The following is a 23,518-nucleotide window of genomic DNA, read 5'->3' on the forward strand; positions in this document are numbered from 1 at the left end:
CCCCCATTGTCACCCCGCCGAGCCTTCATGCTGTCGCCCTGCCAGCGGCGCGCTGCCACCCGTGGTCGAGATGATGCAGAGGGTGCTTTCCCTAGGATCTCCGCCGGTGACCGGACGTCTCCGGTCCAGGGGGAGCCAGAATGAAGCAGACACGCGGATTCGCCGTTGCCATGGCTGTGACCACCTTGCTCACGGGAGCGCCCGACGTCCTGGCCCGGGACACGGTTCCATCCAACGTGGAACCCAAGGTGATCTTCAAGTCCGGTCACGCAGTCCGGTGCGGGGACACCCTCACCCAGCACACGCTCCTCACGCAGGATCTCAACTGCCCGGGCTCGGCGCCCTTCGCGCTCCGGGTCGTGGGCGCAGGCATCGTCCTCGACCTGGGTGGCCACACCGTGCGCCGCACCGGGACGACGACTACCGAAACACCGGGCATCGAACTCCAGGCCAACAGCATGGTGCGCAATGGCACGGTTCAGGGATTCGGCCGGGGCATCGCCACGCCTGAAGGCTCGGACGCTTCGAACGTGCGACTCCACAAGCTCGCGCTCGTCGACAACTACGTGGGTGTCTACAACGCTGCCACCACGAACTTCCTCATCACGGAGTGCCGCGTGAGCGGAAGCGTCACCGGGCTGAGCCGTGAGTTCGACGCGTCCAGCGGCAGCTTCGACGTGAGGTCGTCGGTGTTCACCGGCAACAGGCTCGCGATGCTCGCGGACTACCACGACATCGACGTGCTCGACTCCACGTTCACGTCCAACGAGAGCGTCATCTACTGCTGGGAAGGCCGCGTCCGCTTCAGGTCGAGCACGATCGCGTGGAATAACGCCGTGGGCTCGATCCCCAACGACGGTGACGGCCCCCGGGCCTGCGAGGAGATGCGCTTCGAGAACACGCTCATCGCGAACAACGCCACGATCGCGCCCTACTCGATTCCCGTCTGGGAGCCGTACAAGCTGTCGATGCTCGACACGCTGGTCGTCAACAACGGCACGGGGCTCCAGGCCACGGCCCTGACCGTCTACATCGACGGCAACACCTTCTATGACAACGCGGGCGGCCTGACCCTGTCCGACCGCGAAGGGCCCGCCGGTGGCACGCTCACGGGCATCGTCCGAGGCAACGAGTTCCTCAGCAACGACGGGGACGGACTCCGGGTGGAGCCGCCCAGCACCCCCACGGTGATCAACAACCTGGCCCTGAACAACACGGGCTTCGGCATCTACGCGCCCACCGCCTTCGACGGCGGCGGGAACGTCGCGCGCGACAACACCGCGGGCGACTGCGTGGGCATCGTCTGCGCCATGTACTGACGTCCCAGCCCGTGGCGGCGCACTTCGGCTGTCCTGGCTGGAACAATTCACCTCCAGATACCTGCACACACCCGGGGCGCCTTGAGGCGCACCTGGGGCGTTTCACTAGCGTGGCCTCCGTCCATTCCACCCTGGAGGTCGCGACATGGAAGAGGAACGCGGAAGGGCCTGGGGGCCCTGGCTGGTGACGGCGCTGGTGGCGGTGCTCGCGGGCCTGGTGCTCTATCTGTCGCATCGCAGCACGACCCGCGCGGACGCGGAGGCGGCGGCTGCCACTGCCAAGGCGAACGAAGCAGAGACCGCGAAGCAGCAACTGGAGGCGAAGCTGGCCGCGCTGGAGGCGGAACACACGAAGCTGACCACGGAGAAGGATCAGCTCAACGCGGAGAAGGAACAGCTCAGCCAGACGGTGCAGGAGCAGGAAGCGGAGCTCAGCCGGCTCAAGGCCACCTACGAGGACCTCCAGGACAAGCTGAAGAAGGAGATCGCCGAGGGCGCCATCCGCCTGTCCCAGGACGGAGGCCGCCTCCAGGTGGACCTGGTCGACAAGGTCCTCTTCGATTCAGGCGACGCCAGCATCAGCACGCGCGGCCAGGAGGTCCTCACCCGCCTGGGCGGCGTACTGTCCAAGGTGGACGATAAGCTCATCCAGGTGTCGGGCCACACTGACGACTCGCCACCTACGCAGAAGCTCCAGGCCACCTTCCCCACCAACTGGGAGCTGTCCGTCGCGCGCGCCGTCAACGTGGTCCGCTTCCTCCAGGAAAAGGGTGGCGTACCCGCGAAGCGCATGCTCGCGGCCGGCTACGGCGACACACGGCCCCTGGGGGCCAATGCCTCGCCGCAGGGCCGTGCGCGCAACCGCCGCATCGAGCTGCTGTTGATTCCGGAGCTGGCCGCGAAGAGAAACACCGCCATCGCGAAAGCAGCGGCCCCCTCGAAGGCGACGCCCGTGAAGGGTGCTCCCGCGAAGGCGGCTGCGACGAAGCCCGCCGTCGGGAAGAAGTCCCCGTCCGGCCGGTAGAGGCGCGCGGGCGTTATTCGGAGAGGTGGCGGGCCCTGCCTGCCCCTGTCCTGTCTTCTATCGATGAATCCGCCAGCTGATGCCCCGCTGGACCGCGTCCTGCTGGGGGGAACAGGGCTTGTTAGAACAGCCGCGAGCATATGGCCGTGGTGCTGTCGCTGTTCCCTCGTCGTCGGGTTTCGCCCTCGACATGGCACACCTGGAACTGCTGCGCAGCGTGAAGTGGAAGGACCTGCGGACGCTCTCGACGCGGGAGTTGCTGATTGAGAACAACCTGACCATTCCCTGGTTCGTGTTCTCGATGGTGCTGGCGTACTTCGAGCACTACGCGCTCGCCCTGCCCTTCTCCGCCTTCTACTTCCTCACGGGCCTGAGACAGGTGCACAACGGCTTCCACCGCGCCCTGGGCACGAACAAATTCCTGACGTGGCTCACGCTGTATCTCAACAGCGTGCTGATGATGGCCTCACTCCACGCGGTGAAGTTCAACCACCTGAGACATCACCGGTACACCCTGGCGGAGGAGGACTACGAAGGAAAGTCAGCGGGCATGTCGTGGTACGGCGCCATCCTGTACGGCCCCGTCCACATGTTCCTGATCCACAAGGTGACCATCCAGAAGGGAGACACGAAGTACCGCTGGAACGTCCTCTTCGAGCTGGCCTCCATCGCCGTCTTCGTCATCGGCGTCTTCCACCTGCGGCTTCACTTCCTCATCTACCACGTCGGGGTGATGGTCCTTGGCGAGTGCCTGATGGCCTTCTTCGCCGTGTGGACCGTGCATCACGACACGCAGGACGACCCCACGATGGCAAGAACCCAGCGCACCGGCTGGAAGAACCTGCTCACGTTCAGCATGTTCTATCACCTGGAGCACCACCTCTTCCCTGCGGTCCCCACCATCAAGCTGCCGGAACTGGCGAAGCGCCTGGACGGGGCGCTTCCCGAAATGCAGAAGCGTGGGACCTTCTAGGGAACCGCCTTCAGCGTGCGGAACACGGCGGGCAATTCCTGCTCACCCAGCCCCGCGCCCAGGGCCCGCCGGTAGTTCTCCAGCAACTCCCGGGGGAAGCGGTCGCTGATTCGGGCGTCCGTGCTCAGCCGGACGATGTGCTCGATGGCCGCGACGTGGGTGTTGAGGCTGCACTGCTGGCCGGTGAAGTCGTTGCGTTCGATCATGTCCTGCGCGGCGTCCGCGGTGACGGAGATCAAGCCCAGGAAGGAGTTCTTCTGGGCGAAGAAGGCCTTCGGATCCAGCCCCTCGGCCTGACACATCGCCGCGGCGTGGAGGACCGCCAGGGAGCCTCCGTAGTAGGCCTCCAGGATCGCGCAGTCGAGCGTCGCGGCGGAGCCGATCTTCTCGTCGACGTAGACGGAGTTCTTGGCGATGGCCTGGAGGGTCTCCTGGTGCCGCTCGAACACCGCTCGCGACCCGGCGTAGTAGACCGTCGCGTAATCGGTGGCCACGAACGCGGGATAGGCGAGGATCGCCGCATCCAGGTAGTCCACGCCGTGGGCCCTCGCCCACTCCAGGCCTCCACGAGCGTCCGCCGGTGAGCCGCTGGTGAGCTGGACCAGCGTCGTTCCAGTGAGTGCCGATGCGATGGCCGGCGAGGCAACCAACTCCGACCACGCCGCGTAGTTGGACAGCGAGACGACCACGAGCGAGCGCCCGGTGACGGCCTCCACCAGGTTCTCGAACGCGACGGTGCCACCGCCCACGGCCCTGGCCTTGCCCGGCGTCCGGTTCCACACCGCGACGTCGTGCCCCGCCGAGGCGAAGGCTCGCGCCAGCGCGCTGCCCATGAGACCACTGCCGATCACCGCGAGCTTCGTCGAACGGCTGGACGTCATCTTCACGCTCCTGTTGTGAGGAACCCAGCCTCGAAGCGAGCGCACTCCGCGTCAACCCGGACGCTTGCTGAACGACCTGCCTGGCCAGGGCAGGTCTTCTCTGTCCGCTCACCAACCCGGCGTCCTCCCTCACTCCAGGTGCGCCCGCACCGCGTCATCCCCATCCCTCCCCCCGAGGAGACGCCATGGCCAGGAAGATGAAGGCAGTGCAGGTGCCGAAGGGTGGAGGCCCGCTCGAGATTGTCGAGCGTGAGATCCCCGAGCCCGGTCCCGGGCAGGTCCGGATCGCGGTGGAGGCGTGTGGCGTCTGCCACAGCGATGCCATCACCAAGGAAGGCTGGATGCCCATCCAGTACCCCCGGGTGCCGGGCCACGAGGTGGTGGGCCGCATCGAACGGGTGGGCCCTGGTGTCACGGCCTGGAAGGAAGGACAGCACGTCGGCGTGGGCTGGCACGGGGGCCATTGCGGCCAGTGCGTCGCGTGCCGCAGCGGCGACTTCGTCACCTGTGAGAAGCAGCAGATCTGCGGCATCAGCTACGACGGCGGCTACGCGGAGTATCTGGTCGCGCCCCAGGAGGCGCTGGCCCGGGTCCCGGAGGGGATGAGCTCCGAGGATGCCGCGCCCCTGCTCTGCGCGGGCGTCACCACGTACAACTCCCTGCGCAACATGGGCGCGCGGCCGGGGGACCTGGTGGCGGTGCAAGGCATTGGCGGGCTGGGCCACCTGGCCGTCCAATACGCCAGCAAGTTCGGCTACCGCACCGCCGCCATCTCTCGCGGCGCGGACAAGAAGGCCCTGGCGATGGAGCTGGGCGCGCACGAATACATCGACACGGAGAAGGGCCCTGCCGCGGAGGCCCTCCAGAAGATGGGGGGCGCGCGCGTCATCATGATGACCGCTTCGAGCAGCAGCCTCGCGGGCGAGCTGGTCGGAGGACTGGGACGCAACGGCACCCTGCTGCTGCTGGGCGCGGGCTCGGAGCCCATCCCCGTCAACAGCCTGTCCCTGATCACGAAGCGCACGCGCATCCAGGGCTGGCCCAGCGGCGTGCCCCAGGACTCGCAGGAGGCCATGGCCTTCAGCGCGCTCGCGGGCGTGCGCTCGCGCAACGAGGTGTTCCCCCTGGACCGCGCCGCGGAGGCCTACGAGCGGATGATGAGCAACAAGGCCCGCTTCCGGGTGGTGCTCAAGATGCGCTGACTTGCCGGGGAGCGGCCGGGGTGGGGATGCTTGCGCCATCCTCTTCCCCGGTGCCCTCCGCATGTCCCCTTCCCGTCCATTCATCCGCCTCGCGGCGCTGTCCCTCGCCCTGGCCCTCCCGGTTCCCTCCAGGGCCGAGGAGGCACCGCCTTCCGTGCGCGAGCGCGAGGCCGCGCTGCTCATGGGGAGCGTGCTGGGGGCAACGCCCATGCTCGAGGACCTGCGCTCGCTGGTGGATGAAGTGGGCGGGAGGGCCACGGGCTCCGAAGCCAACCAGCGCTCCGTGTCATGGGCGTTGGAGCGCTTCCGCGCCGCGGGCGTGACGGCGCGCGCGGAGCCCTTCCGCATGCCGGCGCTGTGGCTGGAGCGCGCCGCCACCGCGTCCGTGCAGGGCCAGGACGTGCGCTTCGCCCCACGCGTGGCCGCGATGCCCTTCTCCACCGCCACGCCCAAGGGAGGCCTCACCGCGCCGCTGTTGGACGTGGGCCGAGGCACCGAGGCGGACTTCAAGCGCCTGGGCACGAAGGCACGGGCCGCATTCCTGCTGGTGGAGACGGACGAGCTCAAGGACGTCGACGGGCTCTTCCGTGAGTACGACATGGCGGATGGCATCGAGTCCCGCGCGTTCGCCGCGGGCGTGGCCGGCGTCGTCTACATGGGCAGCCGTCCGGGCAACCAGCTCTACCGGCACAGCGTCTCCGTGGGCCCCAGGAACACCCGCCCCATGATGGTGATGGAGCGCGACGGCGCGAAGCGCGCGCTGCGGCTCTTGCGCACCGGCAAGGTGCTGAACCTCACCGCGGCGCTGGACCTGCGAACGGGCGGCCCCTACGAGGCACGCAACGTCATCGGAGAGATTCGCGGCACCACGCATCCCGACGAGGTCGTCGTGCTGGGGGCCCACCTGGACAGCTGGGACCTGGGCGGCGGCGCGCTGGACAACGGCGCCAACGTCTCGATGCTGATCGATCTCGCCCGGCAGATGCAGCGCCTGGGCTTGAAGCCCGCGCGCACCCTGCGCTTCGCGCTGTGGAACGGCGAGGAGCAGGGCATGTACGGCTCGGCCGGCTATGCGCGCACGCACGCGGCGGAGTTGGATCGGCACACCCTGGCGCTGTCGGTGGACATCGGCTGCGGGCGCATCACCGGCTTCTACACGAACGGCCGGCCCGCCCTGGTCCCGCTGGTGGATCAGGCCCTGAAGCCAGCGGCGGGCCTGGGACCCTTCACGCAGGTGGACGTGCCGGTGGTGGGCACCGACAACTTCGACTTCATGATGCACGGCGTGGCGAACCTCATCGCCAACCAGGAGCCGGCCACGTACGGGCCCAACTACCACGCGCGCTCGGACGAGTTCGAACAGTGCGACGCGCGCACGCTGCGCGCCAACGCGGCCGTGGTGGGCGCGCTCGCGTGGGGTTTCGCCACCATGGAGGAGAAGCTGCCCCGGCAGAGCCGCGCGGAGGTGGAGGCGCTCGTGCGCGACACCGACCTGGGCCAGCAGATGAAGTCGTTCAACGTCTGGGAGGAATGGACCGCCGGAACCCGGGGGCATCCCCTCGAAGGGAAGCCCGCCCCGGCACCGCGCTGAAGCAGGCAGCCATCCGGGCCCCAGGCCGCTCACCTGGAGACCGTGACGGCCAGGCTCAGAGGGCCGGCTGATCCTGATGCATCCGGGCCTCCACCTGCCGCTGGATGACCAGGAGCTGGTCGAGCCTGCTCTTCAGCTCCTCACGCAGCTCGAGCTTGTCGGTGCGGACGATCTCGTCCCGCAGCGCATCGGCGCTTTCGGCCAGCACGGCGTCGAGCAGGTGAATCTGCTGCTGGGAGAACTCCAGGACCATGGGACACCTCATCGTCAGGAGAACAGCGAGCGGCACACACAACGAAGTGTAAGCACGCGCTCGCCCACCGCCCTCTGACGCGGCCGACATTGCCTGGCCGGGTGTCTGGTCTCCTACACCCAGGGTGCGGCGCCCGAAGCCGGGTGGCCGCACCCCAGGGACGGCTCAGCTCAGCGCAGCGCGATGAGCGAGGCCACGAGCAGCGACACGACGCTCATGACCTTGATGAGGATGGCCACGCCCGGGCCGGAGGTGTCCTTGAAGGGGTCGCCCACCATGTCGCCGACGACGGCGGCCTTGTGGACGGCCGAGCCCTTGGCGTGGCCCGGCAGCTTGCCCTTCTCGATGAACTTCTTGGCGTTGTCCCACGCACCGCCCGCGTTGGCCATGTAGAGGGCCATGGTGGCGCCGACGACGAGCGCACCGGCCAGCAGGCCCGCCAGCGCGCCAGGGCCCAGCAGGTAGCCCACCAGCGGCGGGGCGACGATGGCGATGAGGCCCGGGAAGATCATCTCGCGCAGCGCGCTCCGGGTGGCGATGTCGACGATCTTCTTGGGTTCCGGCTCGGCCTTGAGCTCCATCAGGCCGGGGATCTCACGGAACTGGCGGCCAATCTCCTCCACGATGGCGCCGGCGGCGCGACCCACCGCGAGCATGGTGGAAGCGCCCACCAGGAACGGGAGGATGGAGCCCAGCAGCATGCCCACGATGACGTTCGGGTTGGTCAGCTCCAGGCTCATCTCCGCCAGGCCGTTGGCGACGCGCGTGTGGTTGACCTCCAGGTTGAACGCGGAGAACAGCGCGATGACCGTGAGGGTCGCGGAGCCGATGGCGAAGCCCTTGCCGATGGCGGCCGTGGTGTTGCCCACCGCGTCCAGCTCGTCGGTGATGGCGCGCACTTCCGGGCCCAGGCCGGACATCTCGGAGATGCCGCCCGCGTTGTCGGAGATGGGGCCGTACGCGTCCACCGTCATCACGACGGCCGTACCGCCCAGCATGCCCACCGCCGACAGCGCGATGCCGTACAGGCCGAGCGCGCGGTCCGCGATGTAGGCCACCAGGGCGATGGTGGCCATGGAGATGCCCACGCTCTCCATGCCGACAGCGAGGCCGCGGATGAGGTTGGTGCCCGCGCCCGTGATGGAGGCCTCCGCGATGCGCTGCACCGGCGTGGACGACGTGTAGTAGTCCGTGACGAGGCCGATGATGGCGCCGCCGAAGGCACCCGCCGCCAGCGCGATGGTGATGTTCTGGGACAGGCCGAACACGTTCATCAGCACGAACGACAGGCCCACCAGGATGACCGGGGGCATGATCAGCGCGCTGCGCAGGACCTGCGCGGGGTTCATGTGCTTGAGCGCGCGGGCGATGAAGATGCTCAGCAGGCTGACCACCAGGCCGATGGCGGACAGCACCAGCGGGAGGATGACGCCGGCCAGCTTCGCGTTGCCCGTCGCGTTCGTGTCCACCACGAGGCGGGAGAGCTCCGTCGCGTTGGCGGTCAGCGCGATGGCCATGGCGGCGACGATGGCGGCCACCATGGACTCGTAGATGTCCGCGCCCATGCCGGCCACGTCGCCCACGTTGTCACCCACGTTGTCGGCGATGACGCCGGGGTTGCGCGGGTCGTCCTCGGGGATGTTCTCAATGACCTTGCCGGCGATGTCGGAGCCCACGTCCGCGGCCTTGGTGTAGATGCCGCCGCCCACGCGCGCGAAGAGCGCGATCGAGCTGGCGCCCACGGCGAACGAGTGGAGGACGGGGGACAGCTCCGGGCTGGAGCGGAACGCGTAGTAGACGACCCCCATGCCGATGAGGCCCAGGCCGGCGACGGCGAGGCCCATCACGGCGCCGCCATCCAGGGCGACGAGCAGCGCGTTGGGCTTGGAGCCGGTGCGCGCGGCCTGCGCGGTGCGCACGTTCGCGAACGTCGCGGCCTTCATGCCGATGTAGCCCGCGAGCAGCGACAGGAACGCGCCCGCCACGAAGCTCGCGCTGGCGACCGGGCCCAGCGCCAGACCGATGACGATGGCGACGACCACGCAGTAGACCGCGAGCACCTTGTATTCGCGGACGAGGAACGCCATCGCGCCTTCGCGGATGTAGCCCGCGATGCGGTTCATCGTCGCGTCACCGTCGGGGAGACCCTTGACGCGGAAGTAGAAGAACGCAGCGAAGAGCAGACCGACGGCGCCGATGACGCTCGGTGCGATCGCCCAGAATTCAGATTCGAGACTCGACAACTCCATCCGTTCCTCCAGAGCAGTCCCGGGGGCCCCTGACCGCTCACCCTGCGGATCGCTCGCATGCCGCGCGAAATGTGCGGAGGCCTATACGTGATTTCAGGCCAAGCGGGGAGCCTCCTCGGAGCAGTCGCCCCCACCAGGGTCCTTGACGCGGGAGGGCCCCCCGGGCCCCCAGGGGGACCGCCGGGGCCCGTCGAGTGAATCGAAGTGCCCGGATTCACTGATGATTCATCGCAATCCAGGGGCCACCGTGGGGGTCGGAGCGCCCCTTCGCCATGCCGGGGGTCCCTGTCCTTTCACCCGGTGGGTGTGCCAGAAGCCGCGGCCATGGGCATTCGCTTGGGGCTCCTCGGGTTGGCGTTGACGTTGTTTTCAGGCTGCACGGCGAGCCGGGCCCTGTGTCCGGCCGAGGGTGGACGGCCCTGGCGAGAGGTGCGCAGCACGCACTTCCGCGTGCGCACGAACCTGGAGGAACAGGCGGCGGCGAAGAGCGCGGTGGAGCTGGAGGAGTTCCGGCGGGCGCTGCTCCTGGCCTGGGGCGCGGGCTTCGACCCGCCGGGCACGGTGGACGTCATCGTGCTCAGCAATCCCCGCGACCTGGAGGAGTTCACGGACGCGCGCTACGCGGGCTTCGCCGGACAGACGCCCGATGGCCCCCGGATGGTGATGACGGGGGGCGGCGGCTACCTGCTGGCGGACACGACGGGTGACAAGGAGACCCAGGCCCACGAGCTGGCGCACTACCTGAGCGCCTACGCCCTGCTCCGCCAGCCCCGCTGGGTATCGGAAGGCCTGGCGTCCTACCTGCAGACCATCACCATCCGGCCCAGCGACCGCAACGTGGTGCTGGGCCGGGCCAGCCCGGCGCTGCTCCAGTACGTGCGCGCGCACGGCTGGCTCACGCTGGACGAGCTGTGGCAGTGGGATGGCAAGACGAACCAGAGCACCGCGGAGCTCCAGCTTCACTACGCCTCGTCGTGGCTGTGGGTGCACTACCTCATCAACGAGCACGGCGACCGTTTCAGCGCCTTCCAGGCTCAGCTGGCCCGGGGCGAGGACCCCCAGCGCGCCTTCGCGGCGGCCTTCCAGGGCGACACCTCCTACCCGGCCGCGCTCGCCAACTACGTGCGGTTGGGGCGCTATGCCATCTCCACCCAGCCCCTGCCGCCCGTGCCCACGCAAACCCAGACACGCGCCCTGGAGCCCGCGGACGTGCACGTCATCCGGGCCCTCCTCTTTACCCAGACGCCCGGGGACGTGCCGCGGGAGGAGCGCCAGCGCAAGGCGGCCCTGGAGCTGGAGCAGGCGCTGAAGGAGGACCCGACCCACGTGGAGACCCAGCGGATGCAGGCCGAGACGTTGGACAAGGCCGAGCGGCTGAAGCTCGCGCGCGTGCTGGTGGAGCAGCATCCGGAGGATGGGCGCGCGTGGGACCTGCTCGCCACGGCGCTGCAGGCCGAAGGCGACATGTCCGCCACCCAGGAGCAGGCCCGCCAGCGTGCCGCGAAGCTGCTGCCGGACAGCCCCTCCGCCCAGAACGGCCTGGCCTGGTACTACGTGCTCACCGAGCAGCCCCAGAAGGGGCTCGCCCCGGCCCGGCGCGCGCTGTGGCTGATGCCGGGCGACCCGATCATCCTCAACACCCAGACGGCGCTGCTCTTCCAGACCGGGCGCTGCAACGAGGCCGTGGCCATGGGGCGGCGTACGCTCGACATGTTCCGCGACGGGTTCTCGGATGAGATTCGCCAGACGTTCAAGCGCATCTACGCAACCCAAGAGGCGAACTGCGTCCCCGCCTCGACCGCGTCGTCGACGCAGTCGAATTAGCCCCAGTTGACGGAAGGACGCATGAGACAGTTACACCGCGTCTCATGCATCCTCACCCCGCGTCTCGAATTCCCTGGCGGGCCAGCGCCCTGGCCCTGCTCTGCATCAACGTGGCATGTGATTCCTTGCCCGCCGCGGAGCCGTCCCCACCCACGCCGCTCGCCACGTCCGAAGCCCGGCTGGACCCGCCCACGCAGTTCACGGACGTGGCCTTCGTGGGCACCCCGCCGTGTTCCAACGACTACAGCCGCATCGACAACTGTTACAACGCGGAGAACCCCCAGCGCCCCAGCATCTTCCGCGAGCTGTCGGCGGCGTGGCGCCCCTATCGCGCGTCCAGCACCACGCCGCTGTCCGTGCGCCCCTCGGCGCTCACCGGCGTGATGCAGCCCTTCCCTCCGTTCGAATACGACAACGGATGGAGCGCGCCGCGCACGCCGGAGACCGCGGACGCGTCCCAGGCCATCCAGGTGATGCCCTTCAACCGGGGCAGCAACGACGGACGGCTCTTCGTGCGCGGCGGCTGCCGTGGCTGCGCCGAGGGCTCCACGCTCTACACCTTCCGGCCGGAGCTGCTGGGCCCGGACTTCCGCTACGACTTCGCCCAGAAGGGCACCCGCTACGTGCAGCCCACATGGCAGCCGGGGCTCCATCCCTTCGTCGCCTTCAACCCGATGCCCGGCTACAGCCGGCTCGCGGCGAAGAACAACAATGACTTTCCGGACATGCTCCACAGCACGCTGTGCGAGGACTCCGTGTCGTCGCTGAACGCGGGGGGCCGCGGCCGCAACCCGCTGGCGTGCCGGGCCCGCTACGAGTCCACGTCGCCGTGGGTTTCCGGGGACTGCTACGACATCTCCCTCGTCTACGGAATGGTCGCCTCCGACGGGAAGCGCTGGGAGCTGCGCTCGACGGCGCTCACCGTCTTCGTGCGCAATCCCAAGCTCGCGACGGCGGGTGACTCCGTGGGCGGCGGCGTCCAGAACTGGGGCCTCTGGGTCTACCCGCGCAACCCCGAAGGCGAGTCCAAGTCCCTGCCCACCTGGGACCTGCCGCCGTTCCGCCCGTTCAACGTCCACGACTCCAACTGGGGAGACATGAGCACCGGCTCCACATACAGCGTCCCCGGGGCGCCGGACACCATCGACTGGATCCGGCTGTTCACGCAGAACGCCAGCTTCCAGTGCTACGTCCCCAAGAAGATCTTCGGCTTCACCTACTACGTCCGCAACACCGCCGCCACCGCACCCAAGTGGTGCCAGTTCTTCGACCGGCAGAGCTTCGCGGGTGACCTGAAGGTGGAGGACGACGAGGACGCCGTCATCGGCAATGGCTCCACCTGGAACGGCGTCATCGGAAACGGGCCGGATGAGAAGCACCTGGCGATGTTCGAGCCCGCGACCAGCGGCGATGGCCGGATGCTCATCCTGAACATGGGCGGCCTCTTCTACGCGTCCTCGGACGCCATCTGCCAGGCCGCGACCTGGAGTCACTTCAAGCCCATCAGCATGATGCCCATGGACCCCGCGGTGAACACCCGCTACGAGCTGGCCCGCTCGCAGGTCATCAACGGCCAGCCGCGCAACTTCCGCGACACGATGGGCAACCCCATCCCCTTCGGCGTGCGCAACCAGGGCGCGTACGCATGGCTGGACCGCGAAGGCAAGAACCTGTTCTTCGCGGCGAAGAACAACCCCCATGACGGCTACTACGCGCGAAAGGTGGCGAGGGAGGATCGCTCCGCGCCCGTCTCCTACCTCGATGAGCTGTGGAGCGAGCCCGCGTCCGACGCGGACCGGGCCCGATTCAACCCGGACCGCGCGCCGGCGCAGGCCATCAGCGTGCTGGGGGCCTGGACGCACGGCAAGACCGTCATCCTGGACAACGGCATGAGCATCACTGACCTGGGAGGCAACAGCGAGGACCGCTACCAGCGCACCTATTCCCTGCGCCTCTACGCGGGCGCGGACCTGTCCCTGTCGCCCAAGGGCAGCTCGCAGCTGTTCTCGTTCGAGAACCAGCTCAACACCTTCAATGCCTTGCGGCCCACGCTCCCGTTCGACGTGGTGTGGAACTTCCAATCCAACACCCAGCGCAACTCCGAGGTGGCCTTCGACGACTACCTCAACAAGCGCGCCTTCGTGGTGACGCACATGAACGCGGCCATGCGCATGGACGTGTCTCCGGAAGGCCCGCTGCGCGCGGAGACCTTCCCGCAGGATGGCTTCATGCCCACCCGCAACGCGTGGGCCTACGTGCGCGGAGGCGACATCGCGGACTTCAAATTCATGCGCAATCCGCTGGCGCAGAACGCGGCCACGGGCAGCCCGCTGTTCGGCACGGATGGGCCGCAGCCCCCCGCCTCCGTGCGGCTGCGAGGCGGCGCGCGCATCGAACCGGTGGCCCTGGGCGGCGTCAGCGGCAAGGGCGTCTGGCTGGATGGCCGCAACGACTTCATGGACATGGGCTACCCGGTGGACGGCTCGCGCCGCGACTGGCTGTTCGGCATCTGGCTGGACTCCCGGATGGATCCGCCGTTCGTCCCCCGGCCCGGCGGCGTCTCACGCACGGTGCCTCGCACGCTGTTCTACTTCTCCGACAACTCGTGGGTGGGCCTGGTGCAGGCCGTCGACGGCTACTCCAACACGTGGCACGAGCTCACCGGCTACAACGGCCAGACGGGCTCCACGTTCACCGTCAACCTGGGTTCGCTGGTGCAGCCCGGCAAATACTTCCACTTCGGCATGAAGGTCTACACCCTCGCCGGGCAGCGGAAGCTCACGTTCTACATCAACGGCACGGCGCACTCGTCGCTGACCGTGGCGCCCTACGACGTGGGCTTCGACCCGATGTACAACTCCATGAACGGCTGGACGTGGATGACGGTTGGCGACCCGGGCCCCAACTTCGTCCAGGGTCAGACGCGGCTGCCATTCCATGGCTGGGTGGATGAGCTGCGCATCTACGCGCTCTCCCCCGGGGATATCGTGCGGCCCTGGGTGGAGGAATTGCTGTGCAACCAGGCGCTGGGAACGACCGTGGACCTGACCTACCGCCCTCCGGAGGTGTATTCGCCGGTGCTGGAGACGCTGCGCTCACGTTCGGTCCAATACCCGCTCTCGTCGGGCCGGGCCCTGTGTGAGCAGCTGCGGCTGGGGTCCTACGTGGAGCCGCTGGACTACCCGGCCCAGTCGGGCGAGCACCTGTGCATCGACCGTGTGCACAAGAATCCCCATTCCGTGCAGCAGTGGCGCGAGCGCTGTCTGCGTACGTCGATGATGGCCATGCCCCATCTGGAGGCCGCGCTGCCTCGCCCGGACTCCAGCAGCAACGCCTTCTGTCAGTCGTGCCACACGTCCAGCGCGCCGCTGCCGGGCTTGCGGATGGGTGCCCTCACCGCTGGCGGCGTCAACCGCTACCAGGATCCACGCCGCCAGCCGATGAACGTTCCGGCGGTCCTGGGCGGAACCGTGCCGCCCTGGCTGCTCGTGCGCATGGACCAGCCGGACGGCACCTTCACGCTGGATCACCACTTCGACTGGCTCAACGCCCCCTGAGCGCGCGGCAGGCCTCCTCCTCTCAGTCGTTTCTCGAGGCCTGCCGCTTTCCGTGCTCGCAGCCGTCAGAGCACGCGCATGAAGGCGACCAGGTCTTTCTTCTCCTGCTCACTGAGCCTGGTCTCCAGCACGATGTTGAAGAACTCCACGGTGTCCTCCAGCGTCATGAGGCGGCCATCGTGGAGATAGGGCGGGCTCTCCTTGATACCTCGCAGGGGGAACGTCTTGATGGGACCATCCGCGCCCATCACCATCCCGTTCACCAGCCGGGGCTTGTAGAAGCGCTCCGCTTGCAGGTTGTGCATCAGGTTGTCTGTGTAATACGGCGGCGTGTGACACACGAAGCACTGCGCTTTGCCGAAGAAGAGGTTCTGGCCGCGCATCTCCGGCTCGGTGGCCTTCTTGGGGTCCAGCTTCCCGTCGAAGCGCAGCTTGGGCGCCGGTGGGAAGTCCATGATCTCCTGGAACTCCGCCATGAAGTGCACCTGGCTGCCGCGCTCGAGGATGTTGACGCCCTTCTTCGTGGCGATGACCGGGTCGCCATCGAAGTAGGCCGCGCGCTGTTCGAACTCGGTGAAGTCCTCCACCGTCTTGAGCGCGCGCTGCGAGCCAAACAGGCGCTGGATGTTCACCCCGCGCAGCGTCGGCGTCTCGATGCGGTGGCGGAACGCCTGGGGACGGATGTCTCCCACCAGGTGGGTGGAGCCATTGGTGTGGCCATTGACATGACAGTCGAAGCACGTCACGCCCCGGCTGGGGAGCTCCGAGCGGCGGTCCGAGGTCTGATTGAACTGCTGCTGGGGAAAGGGCGTGACGAGCAACCGCAAGCCTTCCAACTGCTTGGGGTTCAGGATGCCGTTGAACAGGTCCTGATGGTTCATGATCGTGACCAGCTTGCCCTGGGACACGTCACCCAGGTCCGGCCGCGTGGTGAGGAAGATGGCGGGCGGGAACTCTGGCAGCAGGTGGTCGGGCAGGTCGAAGTCCAGGTCGAACCGCGTGAGGTCCCGGGCCTCCTGCCGCTTGATTTCATCGATGTGGAACTTTGGGAAGAGCATGCCGCCTTCCGGTTGATTCGGATGGGGCAGCGGCATGAAGCCACCCGGGAAGAGCCCCTTCTCGCGAACCACTTCCGGAGGCATGGCGGCCAGGCTCGCCCAGGTGACTCCCGGGGGGAGCTTGACCCGCACGCCCTCCTGCACGGGCTTACCGCGGCTCATGGTGACGCCCGGCGCGGGTTTGTTCCCCAGATCGTAGCGTTGGTTGAGGAGCTGTTGGTGGCGCGCTGTGACTTTCGGCTTCTCGGCCTTCATCCGGGCCATGACCTGGGCGAAGGGCTCCGTCTGGTCGACGGGCATGTAACTGGTGGCGCCGCGCGGAGATATCTCCTGAGCCTGCGCGGCTCCAGAGTCCAACAGGATCAGCCCCATGACAGCGATTGCGATAGGCGGACGGCCGAATAGAGACGGTTCCATGCGTGCGCTCCTTCTGTCTTGCTTCATCCAGGCTGACGTCCTGTCTCCCGGTCAAGCTATTCGATTCGTGTTCGCACCCGCCCGCGCATTGGCGCGAACCGTTGGCCAGTTCATACTCATACTGGAGCAAGAATGTGATGTTCTGGGTGAATGGGCTGAGTCTGGCGATTGCGCATCGCCGCTCAGTCGTTCTTCGAGGCATCCCGTGCAAGGAGGAGGTCCCGCAGCCGTGCCGTCTGTTCCGCGCTCCAGCCCTCGGGCCGCAGGAGCGCGGCCCAGCCGTCCACGTGCTCGGCGGTGTAGACGTGGCCGTGGCCGGCGGGCACCTCCATGCCCAGGGGAAGGTCCGCCGTCACCTGCCAGAACGTCACGAAGGGGATCCACACCATCTGGCCCAGGACGTCATCGCCTCGCGGCTCGCGCAGCCAGTCCGGCCGCTGCACCAGGAGCCGGGGACTCCACCAGATGATGGGGTCGGAGGGATGCAGCAGGTACAGCACGCGCGACCCTCCCCACGGCGCGGACGCGGGCGGGATGTCCGTCCCCGGCCGGCGGCTGAAGCGGACGATGCGGCCCTGCCGGTAGATGGGCTCCACCTCGGGGCTGCCCGGATCCCGGTGGTCGGTGAACGCGCGATACAGGGTGTTGAAGTTCGGCGGCCCCACGAAGAGGACCCCGTCGGTGCGGTTGGCCAGGTCCCGCTCGCCGCTGAACGCCGTCTCCCCGCCGTAGGAGCCCAGGCTCTCTCCGAACACCAGCAGCTTCGGGCGCTGGCCGGGAGGAAGCCTGGACCAGCGTTCGTAGACTTCATCGAAGAGCGCACGGCCTGACTCCCGGGCCCGTTCCTGATCCACCAGAACGGAGAGCCACGACCACAGATGCGAGTACTGCATGGCGACGATCGCGGAGTCACCGCCGGTCATGTACTCGAAGGCGTCCACGGCCTCCGGCACCACCCAGCCACTGCCCGTGGTCGTCACCACCAGCAGGTATGCGCGGTCGAAGCCACCGGCCCGCTCCAGGTCATCGACCGCGAGCGCCGCGCGGGCCTCCGCATCCGGCGCGGAGGCGAAGCCGGCGTACGCGCGAATGGGTTCCTTCACCGCCGCGCCATGGAAGCGGGAGAGCTCTTCGACCGAAGGCCCTCGCCCGATGAAGTTGCGCCCTTCCCGTCCGAGGGACTCCCAGGGAATGCGTGAACCCGCGCCTCCAGAGCGCACCGCGGTGCGGGGAGGAATCACGCCCTCGTCGGTCATCGTGTCCTGCACCGCCAGGGTGCGGTCCGCCGCGGAGATGAGTCCGTCCCACAGCACGCCGCTGGCCACCAACGCGGTGAGCACCACGACGGCCAGTCCACTCGTCGCCCGGGCCGCGCGAGGACCGATGTGTCTTGCGAGTCGGGTGGCCAGCGCGCGGGTCACGGCGCGCAGGCCACGTCCCACGGCGATGAGCACGAAGAAGACGACCGCCGCGACGAAGGGGGCGAGCAGATACCCCGCGCGGCCAGACGAGGGCATGCCCATGAGCTCGCGGAGGCGCTGTTGCCAGTGCCAGCCCAGTAGCAGCGAGGCAGCCAACGCCACGATGGCCGTCAGGAAGAATGCATCCCATGCGCGCCGTTGGGGCGCCCTCGCGGGGCGGTCCGCGAACTCCCGCCAGAGCCAGGCGCCCAGGCACCCGAGCCCATAGCCGATGGCCGCGCTGAGGCCGCTGACGAAGCCCTGGAACGATCCGCTGCGCGGCAGCAGGGACGGAGTGAAAGCCAGACAAGCGAAGAGGAGCGCCACCCAGGCCCCCGGCAAGGTGTAGCGGAGCCAGCGAGGCCAGGCCCTGCTGGCACGTCTGGCATGGCTCGCTGCGACAGGTTGCTCGGCGTGGGTGAGGAAGTGCTCCATTCGAACTCCCCGCAGGTGCGCCGGCTCTCCAGAACGCACTCCAAAGGGTAGGCCCCATGACCGCTCCCCGGCAGCGTGCGCACGCCGTGCCGGCTCCGCGACTGCCAATGGGTTCAGCCGCCAGGTGGGCCCACTCGCACTCGCGGCGAAGTGCCTGATAGCCTCACCAGATGCTTCCCCGCGCCCTCGCTCCCATCCTGGTCGGTGCCCTGTTCCTGTGGCCGCTGCGTGCGCTCGCCTGCATCAACGCGATGGACACCGCGGCGAGGGACTTCCATCTGCCCTTTTTGGCGGAGCTGTTCTTCTGGAGCGCGGGCGCGGTGGTCATGAACCGCGTCTTCATCCACAACGTCTGGGGACCGACCGCGGAGGGACAGCCCCGGCCAACGGCCGCGCGCCGGAACTTCTTCCTCGTCTTCGGCGTCGCCCTCGTCCTGTTGCTGGGAGCGGCCTGGGTGGGCGGGAGCTTCATGGACGTCAGTGATCAGGCTCTCGGCTATTGCGCGATCAGCCCTTCCGGCCTGGTGGTGCTGGTGGCCAGCCCCATCGCGCTCTTCGTCCTGCAAGCCCTCTACTTCCATGGACCGGGCCGGCGGCGGTTTTGTGGCACAAGACGCAAGGCCATCATGAGCCTGGTGCTCACGTCGGCCGTACTGGTGCTGGGGTTGGGGATGGCCCGCGAGTCCCTCATCTTCCCGGAGCTCCTCTGCCACAACACGCGGCTCAGCTACTGGTCCCCCGCCTCCTATTACTGAGCGATCCTCGTGGCATTGCGCGCCCCTCCCCTCGGCACCCTGGCCGGCGTCGCGCTCGTCGTGGCCATGGCCGGTGGTGGCTACGTGCTCGTCCGTGACGCGGACGTGCTGGCGTTGCGTCTGCCAACGCGGGTGCTGGCTCCCGCGAAGCACTCACCAGCGACGCCACGGGAGGCCGTGGAGCATTTCCAGTGCAATCGCTGTCACGTCGTCCCCGGGCTCGAACCGGTGTCCGCGCGACTGAGCGAGAACTGCGTCACGTGCCACCAGGCCATCAGCGCCGGACGAATGGACCTCTGGTACAAGCAGGCGGAGGTCGAGCGATGGAAGGGACACATCACCCACCTGGTGAGGACCCCGGACCTCGGCTCGCTGAGCCAGCGGGTCAAGCGCGAGTGGCTCGTCTCCTGGCTCCAGGCACCGCACGTGGTGAGGCCGCTCTACGGCGCCACCATGCCCCGGATGAAGGTGGGCCCGAAGGACGCGGAGCTGCTCGCGGACTACTTCGCGGTGACCGAGGCGGAGTCGGCGGAACTCGCGCGAGGTGAGGTGGAGGCGGGCCGGGCGCTCTACGCGGAGCACGCATGCGCGAGCTGTCACTACCGGGGGGACTTCCCGCTCGTGTCCCTGCGCTATGGCGCGCCGGAGCTCCACAGCGACTCGTCCCGGAGGCGGGCCCCGGATCTGGGCCACGTTCGCGACCGCATGTCCCTGGCGCAGCTGCGGAACTGGCTGACGGATCCGCACCGCATCCTCCCTGACACGGAGATGCCTACCTTCTCGTTCACGCCCAAGCAGGTCGAGGATCTGGCGGCCTTCCTGCGCGAGCCCCTGCCGAAGGTGGAGGCAGCGCCAGTCCCCCGCTACCAACCCCGGAGGCTGGATCGCGAGGTCCACTATCCGGAGGTGGCGCAAAAGCTCTCACGGCACCTCTGCTTCCACTGCCACTCCGACATGCGGCGGCCCGGAGATCAGGGGCCTGGGAACACGGGCGGGTTCGGCTACGACGGTGTCTCGCTCGACATGGCCACGCGGGCCGGCATCGTCCTGGGCATCCAACGCGACGGCCAGTTTCGCGGGCTCCCGGATCGACTGGAGGACGGGACGCCACGGCTGGTGGCCGCACTGCTCGCACGGCAGGGGGAGCTGGACGGGCACTTCCAGCCGGGAGTGCTGGGCATGCCCCTGGGCCTGCCGCCCATTCCCGAAGAGGAGATCGATCTCATCTTCACGTGGATCGAACAGGGCGCGCCCGAATAGCCCGAAAGCGGATTCGCACCCCGCCTCTGAGTATTCCCCCTTGGCTCGCTTTCCATGGACTACCCTGGCCATGGGGATGAACCCGGGGGAGAGGTACGGCGCTTGAGCATTCGGAATGTCATCGTCATCGGAGGCACGGGCGACATCGGGCGCGCCGTCGTCCACAAGCTGCGCGCGGAGGGCCTGCGCGTGGTGTGCGCCGCGAGTGACGTGACGACGGAGACGCCGGACTGCCTGCACGTGGATGTCACGCGCGAGGACTCCGTGGTGGCGCTGTTCAAGCGGGCGGAGGCGGAGACGGGCCCCATCGAGGTCCTCGTCAACTGCGCGGGCGTCGGAGTCTTCACGCCGCTCCACGAGACGTCCCTCGATGACTGGAACCGGATGATGGACGTGAACCTCACGGGCACGTTCCTGTGCGCGCGCGAGGCCTTCCGGCGAATGAAGCCCCGAGGCGGCGGGCGGATCATCCACATCGGGTCCGTGAGCGACCACCTCACGCTGCCCATGAACGGGGCCTACGCCGCGACGAAGCATGGCGTCCGTGGATTGACTGGCGTCCTGAACGAGGAGGGCAAGTCGTTCGGCATCCGCGCCACCCTGCTGTCGCTCGGCGCCGTGTACACCGCCTTCTGGAAGTCGCGGCCGGAGTTCAGTCCGGCCGACATGCTCGCCGTGGAGGACGTGGCCCAGTGCATCTGGGAGATCGCGATCAAGCCCCCGAACGTGCGGATCGACGAGATGCGGCTCGTCCCGCCGCAGGGGGTCCTCTGATGGAGACGCAGCCGAAGGCACCTGTCGCCGTCGTCACCGGGGCCAGCCGGGGGATTGGAGCGGCCATCGCCACCCTGCTGTCCCGGAACGGGTTCGAGGTGGTCCTGGTGTCCCGCGATGTCGCCGCGCTGGAGCAACTCCAGAACCAGCTGCTCCAGGCCGGGGGCCGCGCGTGGCCGCTGGCCTGCGACGTCGCGAACAGGGACGAGGTGGAGTCAGCGCTCGGCCGGCTCGAAGCGAAGGTGGGCGTGCCCCGGGTGCTCGTGAACAACGCGGGCCTGGGTGGGCCGTTTCATCGCGCGGACGAGGTGAGCGTCGCCGAGTGGGATCTGCTGTTCGGCGTGAACGTGGAGGGCGTGCGCAACCTGTGTCAGTGGGCGCTGCCGCGGATGAAGGCGGAAGGCCATGGGCGCATCGTGAACGTCGCATCCATCATGGGCCTCTTCGGTGGCGCCCAGTCGTCCACCTACGCGGCCACGAAGCACGCGCTCGTGGGTTATTCGAAGGCCATCGCCGCGGAGTGGGGAGCCTACGGCATCACCTGCAACGCGGTCTGTCCCGGCTACATCGAGACGGACATGCTGGCGAAGGCACCCCCTGCCTCACGCCAGCGATTGCAGGAGCGAATCCCAGCGAAGCGCTTCGGAACGCCCGAAGAGGTGGCGGGTCTGGTGGCGTTCCTCGCGGGACCCGCTGGCGGCTACGTCAACGGGAGCGCCCTGGTGATGGACGGTGGGCTGTCATCCCATCTGGCGTCAGACCTGCCGTCGTTCTGAGCCTGGAAGCAACACCTGCTCCAGCAGCACGCGCAGCTCCTGCTCCAGCCCCGGCACCGAGGCGCCGCGCAGGTTCCCGCCGCCCCGGAAGAGGGACAGGCCTTCGAAGAGGGCGACCAGCAGCGCCGCTCTCCGGTCCCTGCGTGCCGGGGTGAGGTCGGGTGACAGCTCCCGAAGCAGCTCCACGACGCCCGCGCGATAGCCGGCGTAGAAGACCGTGAGGGTGTCGGCGACCATGGTGTCCCTCGCGGCCATTGCCCACAGCTCCGCGAAGAACTGACAGGCGTGCGGTGAGTCCTGGTCCTCCAGGATGGCATCCACGGCGAGCCGGAGCCGCTGCGCCGGTTCGCTGCCTCCACCCGCCATCCGCTCGCGGACCCGCTGGAGGGCCTGCTCCAGGTAGCGCGCCAGCAGTGCCCGCACCACGTCCTGCTTGGTGGGGAAGTAGTACTGGAGATTCCCCAGGCTCACGCCCGCGCGCTGGGCCACGACGCGCAAACTGAGTCCCGCGTAGCCATCGCCGGCCAGGACCTCCATGGTCGCGTCGAGGATGCGCTCCACGCGCTCGGTGCCCTTGGCATGCACCGCGGTTCCCTTCCGGGGGCTCGGCGAGGGGAGTGTCCCAGGAGCCTTCGTGCTCGAGCGGCGGGCCATCAAGCCGCCTCGCGCGCCAGACGCTCGTCGATCCGGACCTCGACGCCGCAGGCTCGCAGGGTGGCCAGCATCTCGTCGGGCCGGGACTCATGCTCCGGGAACCACACGCCCGGGGGTGGCGGCGGCGCTCCATCCAGTCCCAGGAGCCGCTCAGCGCCCAGCAACGCACCGACGGCGGTGAGGTGGGCCTGCCCCAGGGGATCCACGACTTCGATGCGGACGTGCCCCCGCTCGCCCTCCACATCCGCCACCCACGCGGCTTCGCCCCCCGTGTTGCTGCCGGTGAGCAGCGTCCGTCGCAGAGGCGTCCAGCGGGGGTGCTGGAGCAGCCGGAGGATCCCCAGCCGCTGGAGCGCGACGAGCGTCCACGTCGCGAAGCCCGAGTCGAAGCCCAGCCGTGTCGTCACCGTCCGCGCGCCCAGCACGCGGGGCAGCGTCGCTTGTTCGGGCGTGTCGAGCCGGAAGACGCGGGTGTGGCGTCCGTCGGAGAACCGCACCCGCCGACCGTCCGTCAGCGGAAGCACCTGCCGCTCTTGTCCGTCCTCCGTCACCTCGAAGGATAGGCCCAGGCGGTCCATGTACTCCAACGAGTCCGGCCCTGCCTGATCCGCGAGCGCGAAGCGGATGGCCACCTCCACACGCTCCAGGCGCCCCACCGTCCGCGCCGCCGTCGCCACGAGGCGAGGAACCAGCCCCGCCATCCAAGCGGACCCGAGCAACACCGGCGCGCCCGGCGTCGCACCGGAGAGCCGCAGCACCGTGGCCTTCAGCCGGGAAGTCCACCGGGTGATGTCCAACACGGGCACCCCGCCACGCGACGCCGCCAGCAGCAGCGTGTCCTCCGGGTCATTGACCAGGGACAGCACGGCCCGGGGCTTCCCGCCCAGCGCCGCCAACGCCTGAGGCGAGCGGACATCCAGAGCAACGCCCTCGGCCCGTCCCAGACGCGCGGCCAGCTCCCTGGCGGGCGCATCCCGGCGCCCCGCGATGAGCAGCGGCAGGTCCGGGTGACGCTCCCTCAGCAACAAGGCGAGCTGCGCCCCCACCACCCCATAG

Annotated in this window: 18 protein-coding genes; 11 read left to right on the plus strand and 7 right to left on the minus strand. The window is 68.5% G+C overall.

The window, feature by feature from the left end; all coding sequences use genetic code 11:
- The first annotated feature begins 170 nt into the window (after positions 1–170).
- The 3 genes from D7V77_RS26120 (at position 171) to D7V77_RS26130 (ending at position 3,316) form a co-directional block, all read left to right on the plus strand.
- The gene (locus tag D7V77_RS26120; RefSeq protein ID WP_346728588.1) at positions 171–1,319 is read left to right on the plus strand and encodes a right-handed parallel beta-helix repeat-containing protein; all 1,149 of its coding nucleotides are present in this window, start codon (positions 171–173) and stop codon (positions 1,317–1,319) included.
- Between the two features lie 145 nt (positions 1,320–1,464).
- Positions 1,465–2,343 carry a flagellar motor protein MotB gene (locus tag D7V77_RS26125; protein WP_120579020.1) on the plus strand — a complete coding sequence of 293 codons (879 nt, stop codon included), beginning with the start codon at positions 1,465–1,467 and terminating at the stop codon, positions 2,341–2,343.
- A 190-nt stretch (positions 2,344–2,533) separates the two neighbouring features.
- The gene (locus D7V77_RS26130; protein ID WP_120579021.1) at positions 2,534–3,316 is read left to right on the plus strand and encodes a fatty acid desaturase; all 783 of its coding nucleotides are present in this window, start codon (positions 2,534–2,536) and stop codon (positions 3,314–3,316) included.
- Here the strand turns inward: D7V77_RS26130 and D7V77_RS26135 are convergent.
- Positions 3,313–4,197 (minus strand): NAD(P)-dependent oxidoreductase, encoded by an 885-nt coding sequence (locus D7V77_RS26135; RefSeq protein ID WP_120579022.1) that lies wholly within the window; start codon positions 4,195–4,197, stop codon positions 3,313–3,315. The two genes, D7V77_RS26130 and D7V77_RS26135, sit on opposite strands and share 4 nt — an antisense overlap.
- A 185-nt stretch (positions 4,198–4,382) precedes the next feature.
- Here D7V77_RS26135 and D7V77_RS26140 point away from each other — a divergent pair, with 185 nt between their 5' ends.
- Positions 4,383–5,399: an alcohol dehydrogenase gene (locus D7V77_RS26140; protein WP_120579023.1), complete on the plus strand. Its 1,017-nt coding sequence runs from the start codon at positions 4,383–4,385 to the stop codon at positions 5,397–5,399.
- Between the two features lie 61 nt (positions 5,400–5,460).
- The gene (locus D7V77_RS26145; RefSeq protein ID WP_120579024.1) at positions 5,461–6,990 is read left to right on the plus strand and encodes a M28 family metallopeptidase; all 1,530 of its coding nucleotides are present in this window, start codon (positions 5,461–5,463) and stop codon (positions 6,988–6,990) included.
- 55 nt (positions 6,991–7,045) lie between these two features.
- On the opposite strand, the gene D7V77_RS26150 is transcribed toward D7V77_RS26145, so the two are convergent.
- Both D7V77_RS26150 and D7V77_RS26155 read right to left on the minus strand, forming a co-directional pair.
- Positions 7,046–7,243, minus strand: coding sequence for a hypothetical protein (locus D7V77_RS26150; RefSeq protein WP_120579025.1), 198 nt, complete (start codon positions 7,241–7,243; stop codon positions 7,046–7,048).
- Positions 7,244–7,413: 170 nt separating this feature from the next.
- Positions 7,414–9,492, minus strand: a complete 2,079-nt coding sequence (locus D7V77_RS26155; protein WP_120579026.1) for a sodium-translocating pyrophosphatase — start codon at positions 9,490–9,492, stop codon at positions 7,414–7,416.
- Positions 9,493–9,816: 324 nt separating this feature from the next.
- Here D7V77_RS26155 and D7V77_RS26160 point away from each other — a divergent pair, with 324 nt between their 5' ends.
- Both D7V77_RS26160 and D7V77_RS26165 read left to right on the plus strand, forming a co-directional pair.
- Positions 9,817–11,316 (plus strand): DUF1570 domain-containing protein, encoded by a 1,500-nt coding sequence (locus tag D7V77_RS26160; protein WP_120579027.1) that lies wholly within the window; start codon positions 9,817–9,819, stop codon positions 11,314–11,316.
- A 125-nt stretch (positions 11,317–11,441) separates the two neighbouring features.
- Positions 11,442–14,873, plus strand: a complete 3,432-nt coding sequence (locus tag D7V77_RS26165; protein ID WP_147452163.1) for a LamG domain-containing protein — start codon at positions 11,442–11,444, stop codon at positions 14,871–14,873.
- 65 nt (positions 14,874–14,938) lie between these two features.
- Here the strand turns inward: D7V77_RS26165 and D7V77_RS26170 are convergent, their stop codons facing one another.
- Together D7V77_RS26170 and D7V77_RS26175 are read right to left on the minus strand one after the other, a co-directional pair.
- Positions 14,939–16,303, minus strand: a complete 1,365-nt coding sequence (locus D7V77_RS26170; RefSeq protein ID WP_233597237.1) for a cytochrome B6 — start codon at positions 16,301–16,303, stop codon at positions 14,939–14,941.
- 227 nt (positions 16,304–16,530) lie between these two features.
- On the minus strand, positions 16,531–18,135 hold the full coding sequence (locus D7V77_RS26175) for an alpha/beta-hydrolase family protein (RefSeq protein WP_233597238.1): 1,605 nt from the start codon (positions 18,133–18,135) through the stop codon (positions 16,531–16,533).
- 278 nt (positions 18,136–18,413) lie between these two features.
- On the opposite strand from D7V77_RS26175, the gene D7V77_RS26180 reads away from it, so the two are divergent.
- The 4 genes from D7V77_RS26180 (at position 18,414) to D7V77_RS26195 (ending at position 21,808) form a co-directional block, all read left to right on the plus strand.
- A complete protein-coding gene (locus tag D7V77_RS26180; protein WP_120579031.1) occupies positions 18,414–18,998 on the plus strand; it encodes a hypothetical protein in 585 nt (194 codons plus the stop codon).
- A gap of 9 nt (positions 18,999–19,007) precedes the next feature.
- Positions 19,008–20,258, plus strand: coding sequence for a cytochrome c (locus tag D7V77_RS26185; protein ID WP_120579032.1), 1,251 nt, complete (start codon positions 19,008–19,010; stop codon positions 20,256–20,258).
- Positions 20,259–20,360: 102 nt separating this feature from the next.
- Entirely contained in the window at positions 20,361–21,032 is a 672-nt protein-coding gene (locus tag D7V77_RS26190; RefSeq protein ID WP_120579033.1) for an SDR family oxidoreductase, read from the plus strand.
- Positions 21,032–21,808 carry an SDR family NAD(P)-dependent oxidoreductase gene (locus tag D7V77_RS26195; RefSeq protein WP_120579034.1) on the plus strand — a complete coding sequence of 259 codons (777 nt, stop codon included), beginning with the start codon at positions 21,032–21,034 and terminating at the stop codon, positions 21,806–21,808. Before D7V77_RS26190 ends, D7V77_RS26195 begins: the two co-directional genes overlap by 1 nt.
- Here D7V77_RS26195 and D7V77_RS26200 read toward each other — a convergent pair.
- Positions 21,788–22,393, minus strand: coding sequence for a TetR/AcrR family transcriptional regulator (locus tag D7V77_RS26200; protein ID WP_233597239.1), 606 nt, complete (start codon positions 22,391–22,393; stop codon positions 21,788–21,790). The genes D7V77_RS26195 and D7V77_RS26200 overlap by 21 nt on opposite strands.
- Before the next feature lie 68 nt (positions 22,394–22,461).
- The coding region (locus tag D7V77_RS26205; protein ID WP_120579036.1) for a saccharopine dehydrogenase at positions 22,462–23,518 on the minus strand (1,057 nt) is incomplete at its 5' end.

This window comes from Corallococcus sp. CA041A, assembly GCF_003612075.1.
GTDB classification, from domain to species: domain Bacteria; phylum Myxococcota; class Myxococcia; order Myxococcales; family Myxococcaceae; genus Corallococcus; species Corallococcus exiguus.

What these genes read in the sequence shown, in the direction of transcription:
- D7V77_RS26130 (WP_120579021.1), top strand. Translation starts at nt 2,534, where the DNA reads ATGGCACACCTGGAACTGCTGCGCAGCGTGAAGTGGAAGGACCTGCGG.
- D7V77_RS26140 (WP_120579023.1), top strand. Translation starts at nt 4,383, where the DNA reads ATGGCCAGGAAGATGAAGGCAGTGCAGGTGCCGAAGGGTGGAGGCCCG.
- D7V77_RS26195 (WP_120579034.1), top strand. Translation starts at nt 21,032, where the DNA reads ATGGAGACGCAGCCGAAGGCACCTGTCGCCGTCGTCACCGGGGCCAGC.
- D7V77_RS26120 (WP_346728588.1), top strand. Translation starts at nt 171, where the DNA reads ATGGCTGTGACCACCTTGCTCACGGGAGCGCCCGACGTCCTGGCCCGG.
- D7V77_RS26170 (WP_233597237.1), bottom strand. Translation starts at nt 16,303, where the DNA reads ATGGGGCTGATCCTGTTGGACTCTGGAGCCGCGCAGGCTCAGGAGATA.
- D7V77_RS26155 (WP_120579026.1), bottom strand. Translation starts at nt 9,492, where the DNA reads ATGGAGTTGTCGAGTCTCGAATCTGAATTCTGGGCGATCGCACCGAGC.
- D7V77_RS26150 (WP_120579025.1), bottom strand. Translation starts at nt 7,243, where the DNA reads ATGGTCCTGGAGTTCTCCCAGCAGCAGATTCACCTGCTCGACGCCGTG.
- D7V77_RS26125 (WP_120579020.1), top strand. Translation starts at nt 1,465, where the DNA reads ATGGAAGAGGAACGCGGAAGGGCCTGGGGGCCCTGGCTGGTGACGGCG.
- D7V77_RS26180 (WP_120579031.1), top strand. Translation starts at nt 18,414, where the DNA reads ATGCTTCCCCGCGCCCTCGCTCCCATCCTGGTCGGTGCCCTGTTCCTG.
- D7V77_RS26135 (WP_120579022.1), bottom strand. Translation starts at nt 4,197, where the DNA reads ATGACGTCCAGCCGTTCGACGAAGCTCGCGGTGATCGGCAGTGGTCTC.
- D7V77_RS26160 (WP_120579027.1), top strand. Translation starts at nt 9,817, where the DNA reads ATGGGCATTCGCTTGGGGCTCCTCGGGTTGGCGTTGACGTTGTTTTCA.
- D7V77_RS26145 (WP_120579024.1), top strand. Translation starts at nt 5,461, where the DNA reads ATGTCCCCTTCCCGTCCATTCATCCGCCTCGCGGCGCTGTCCCTCGCC.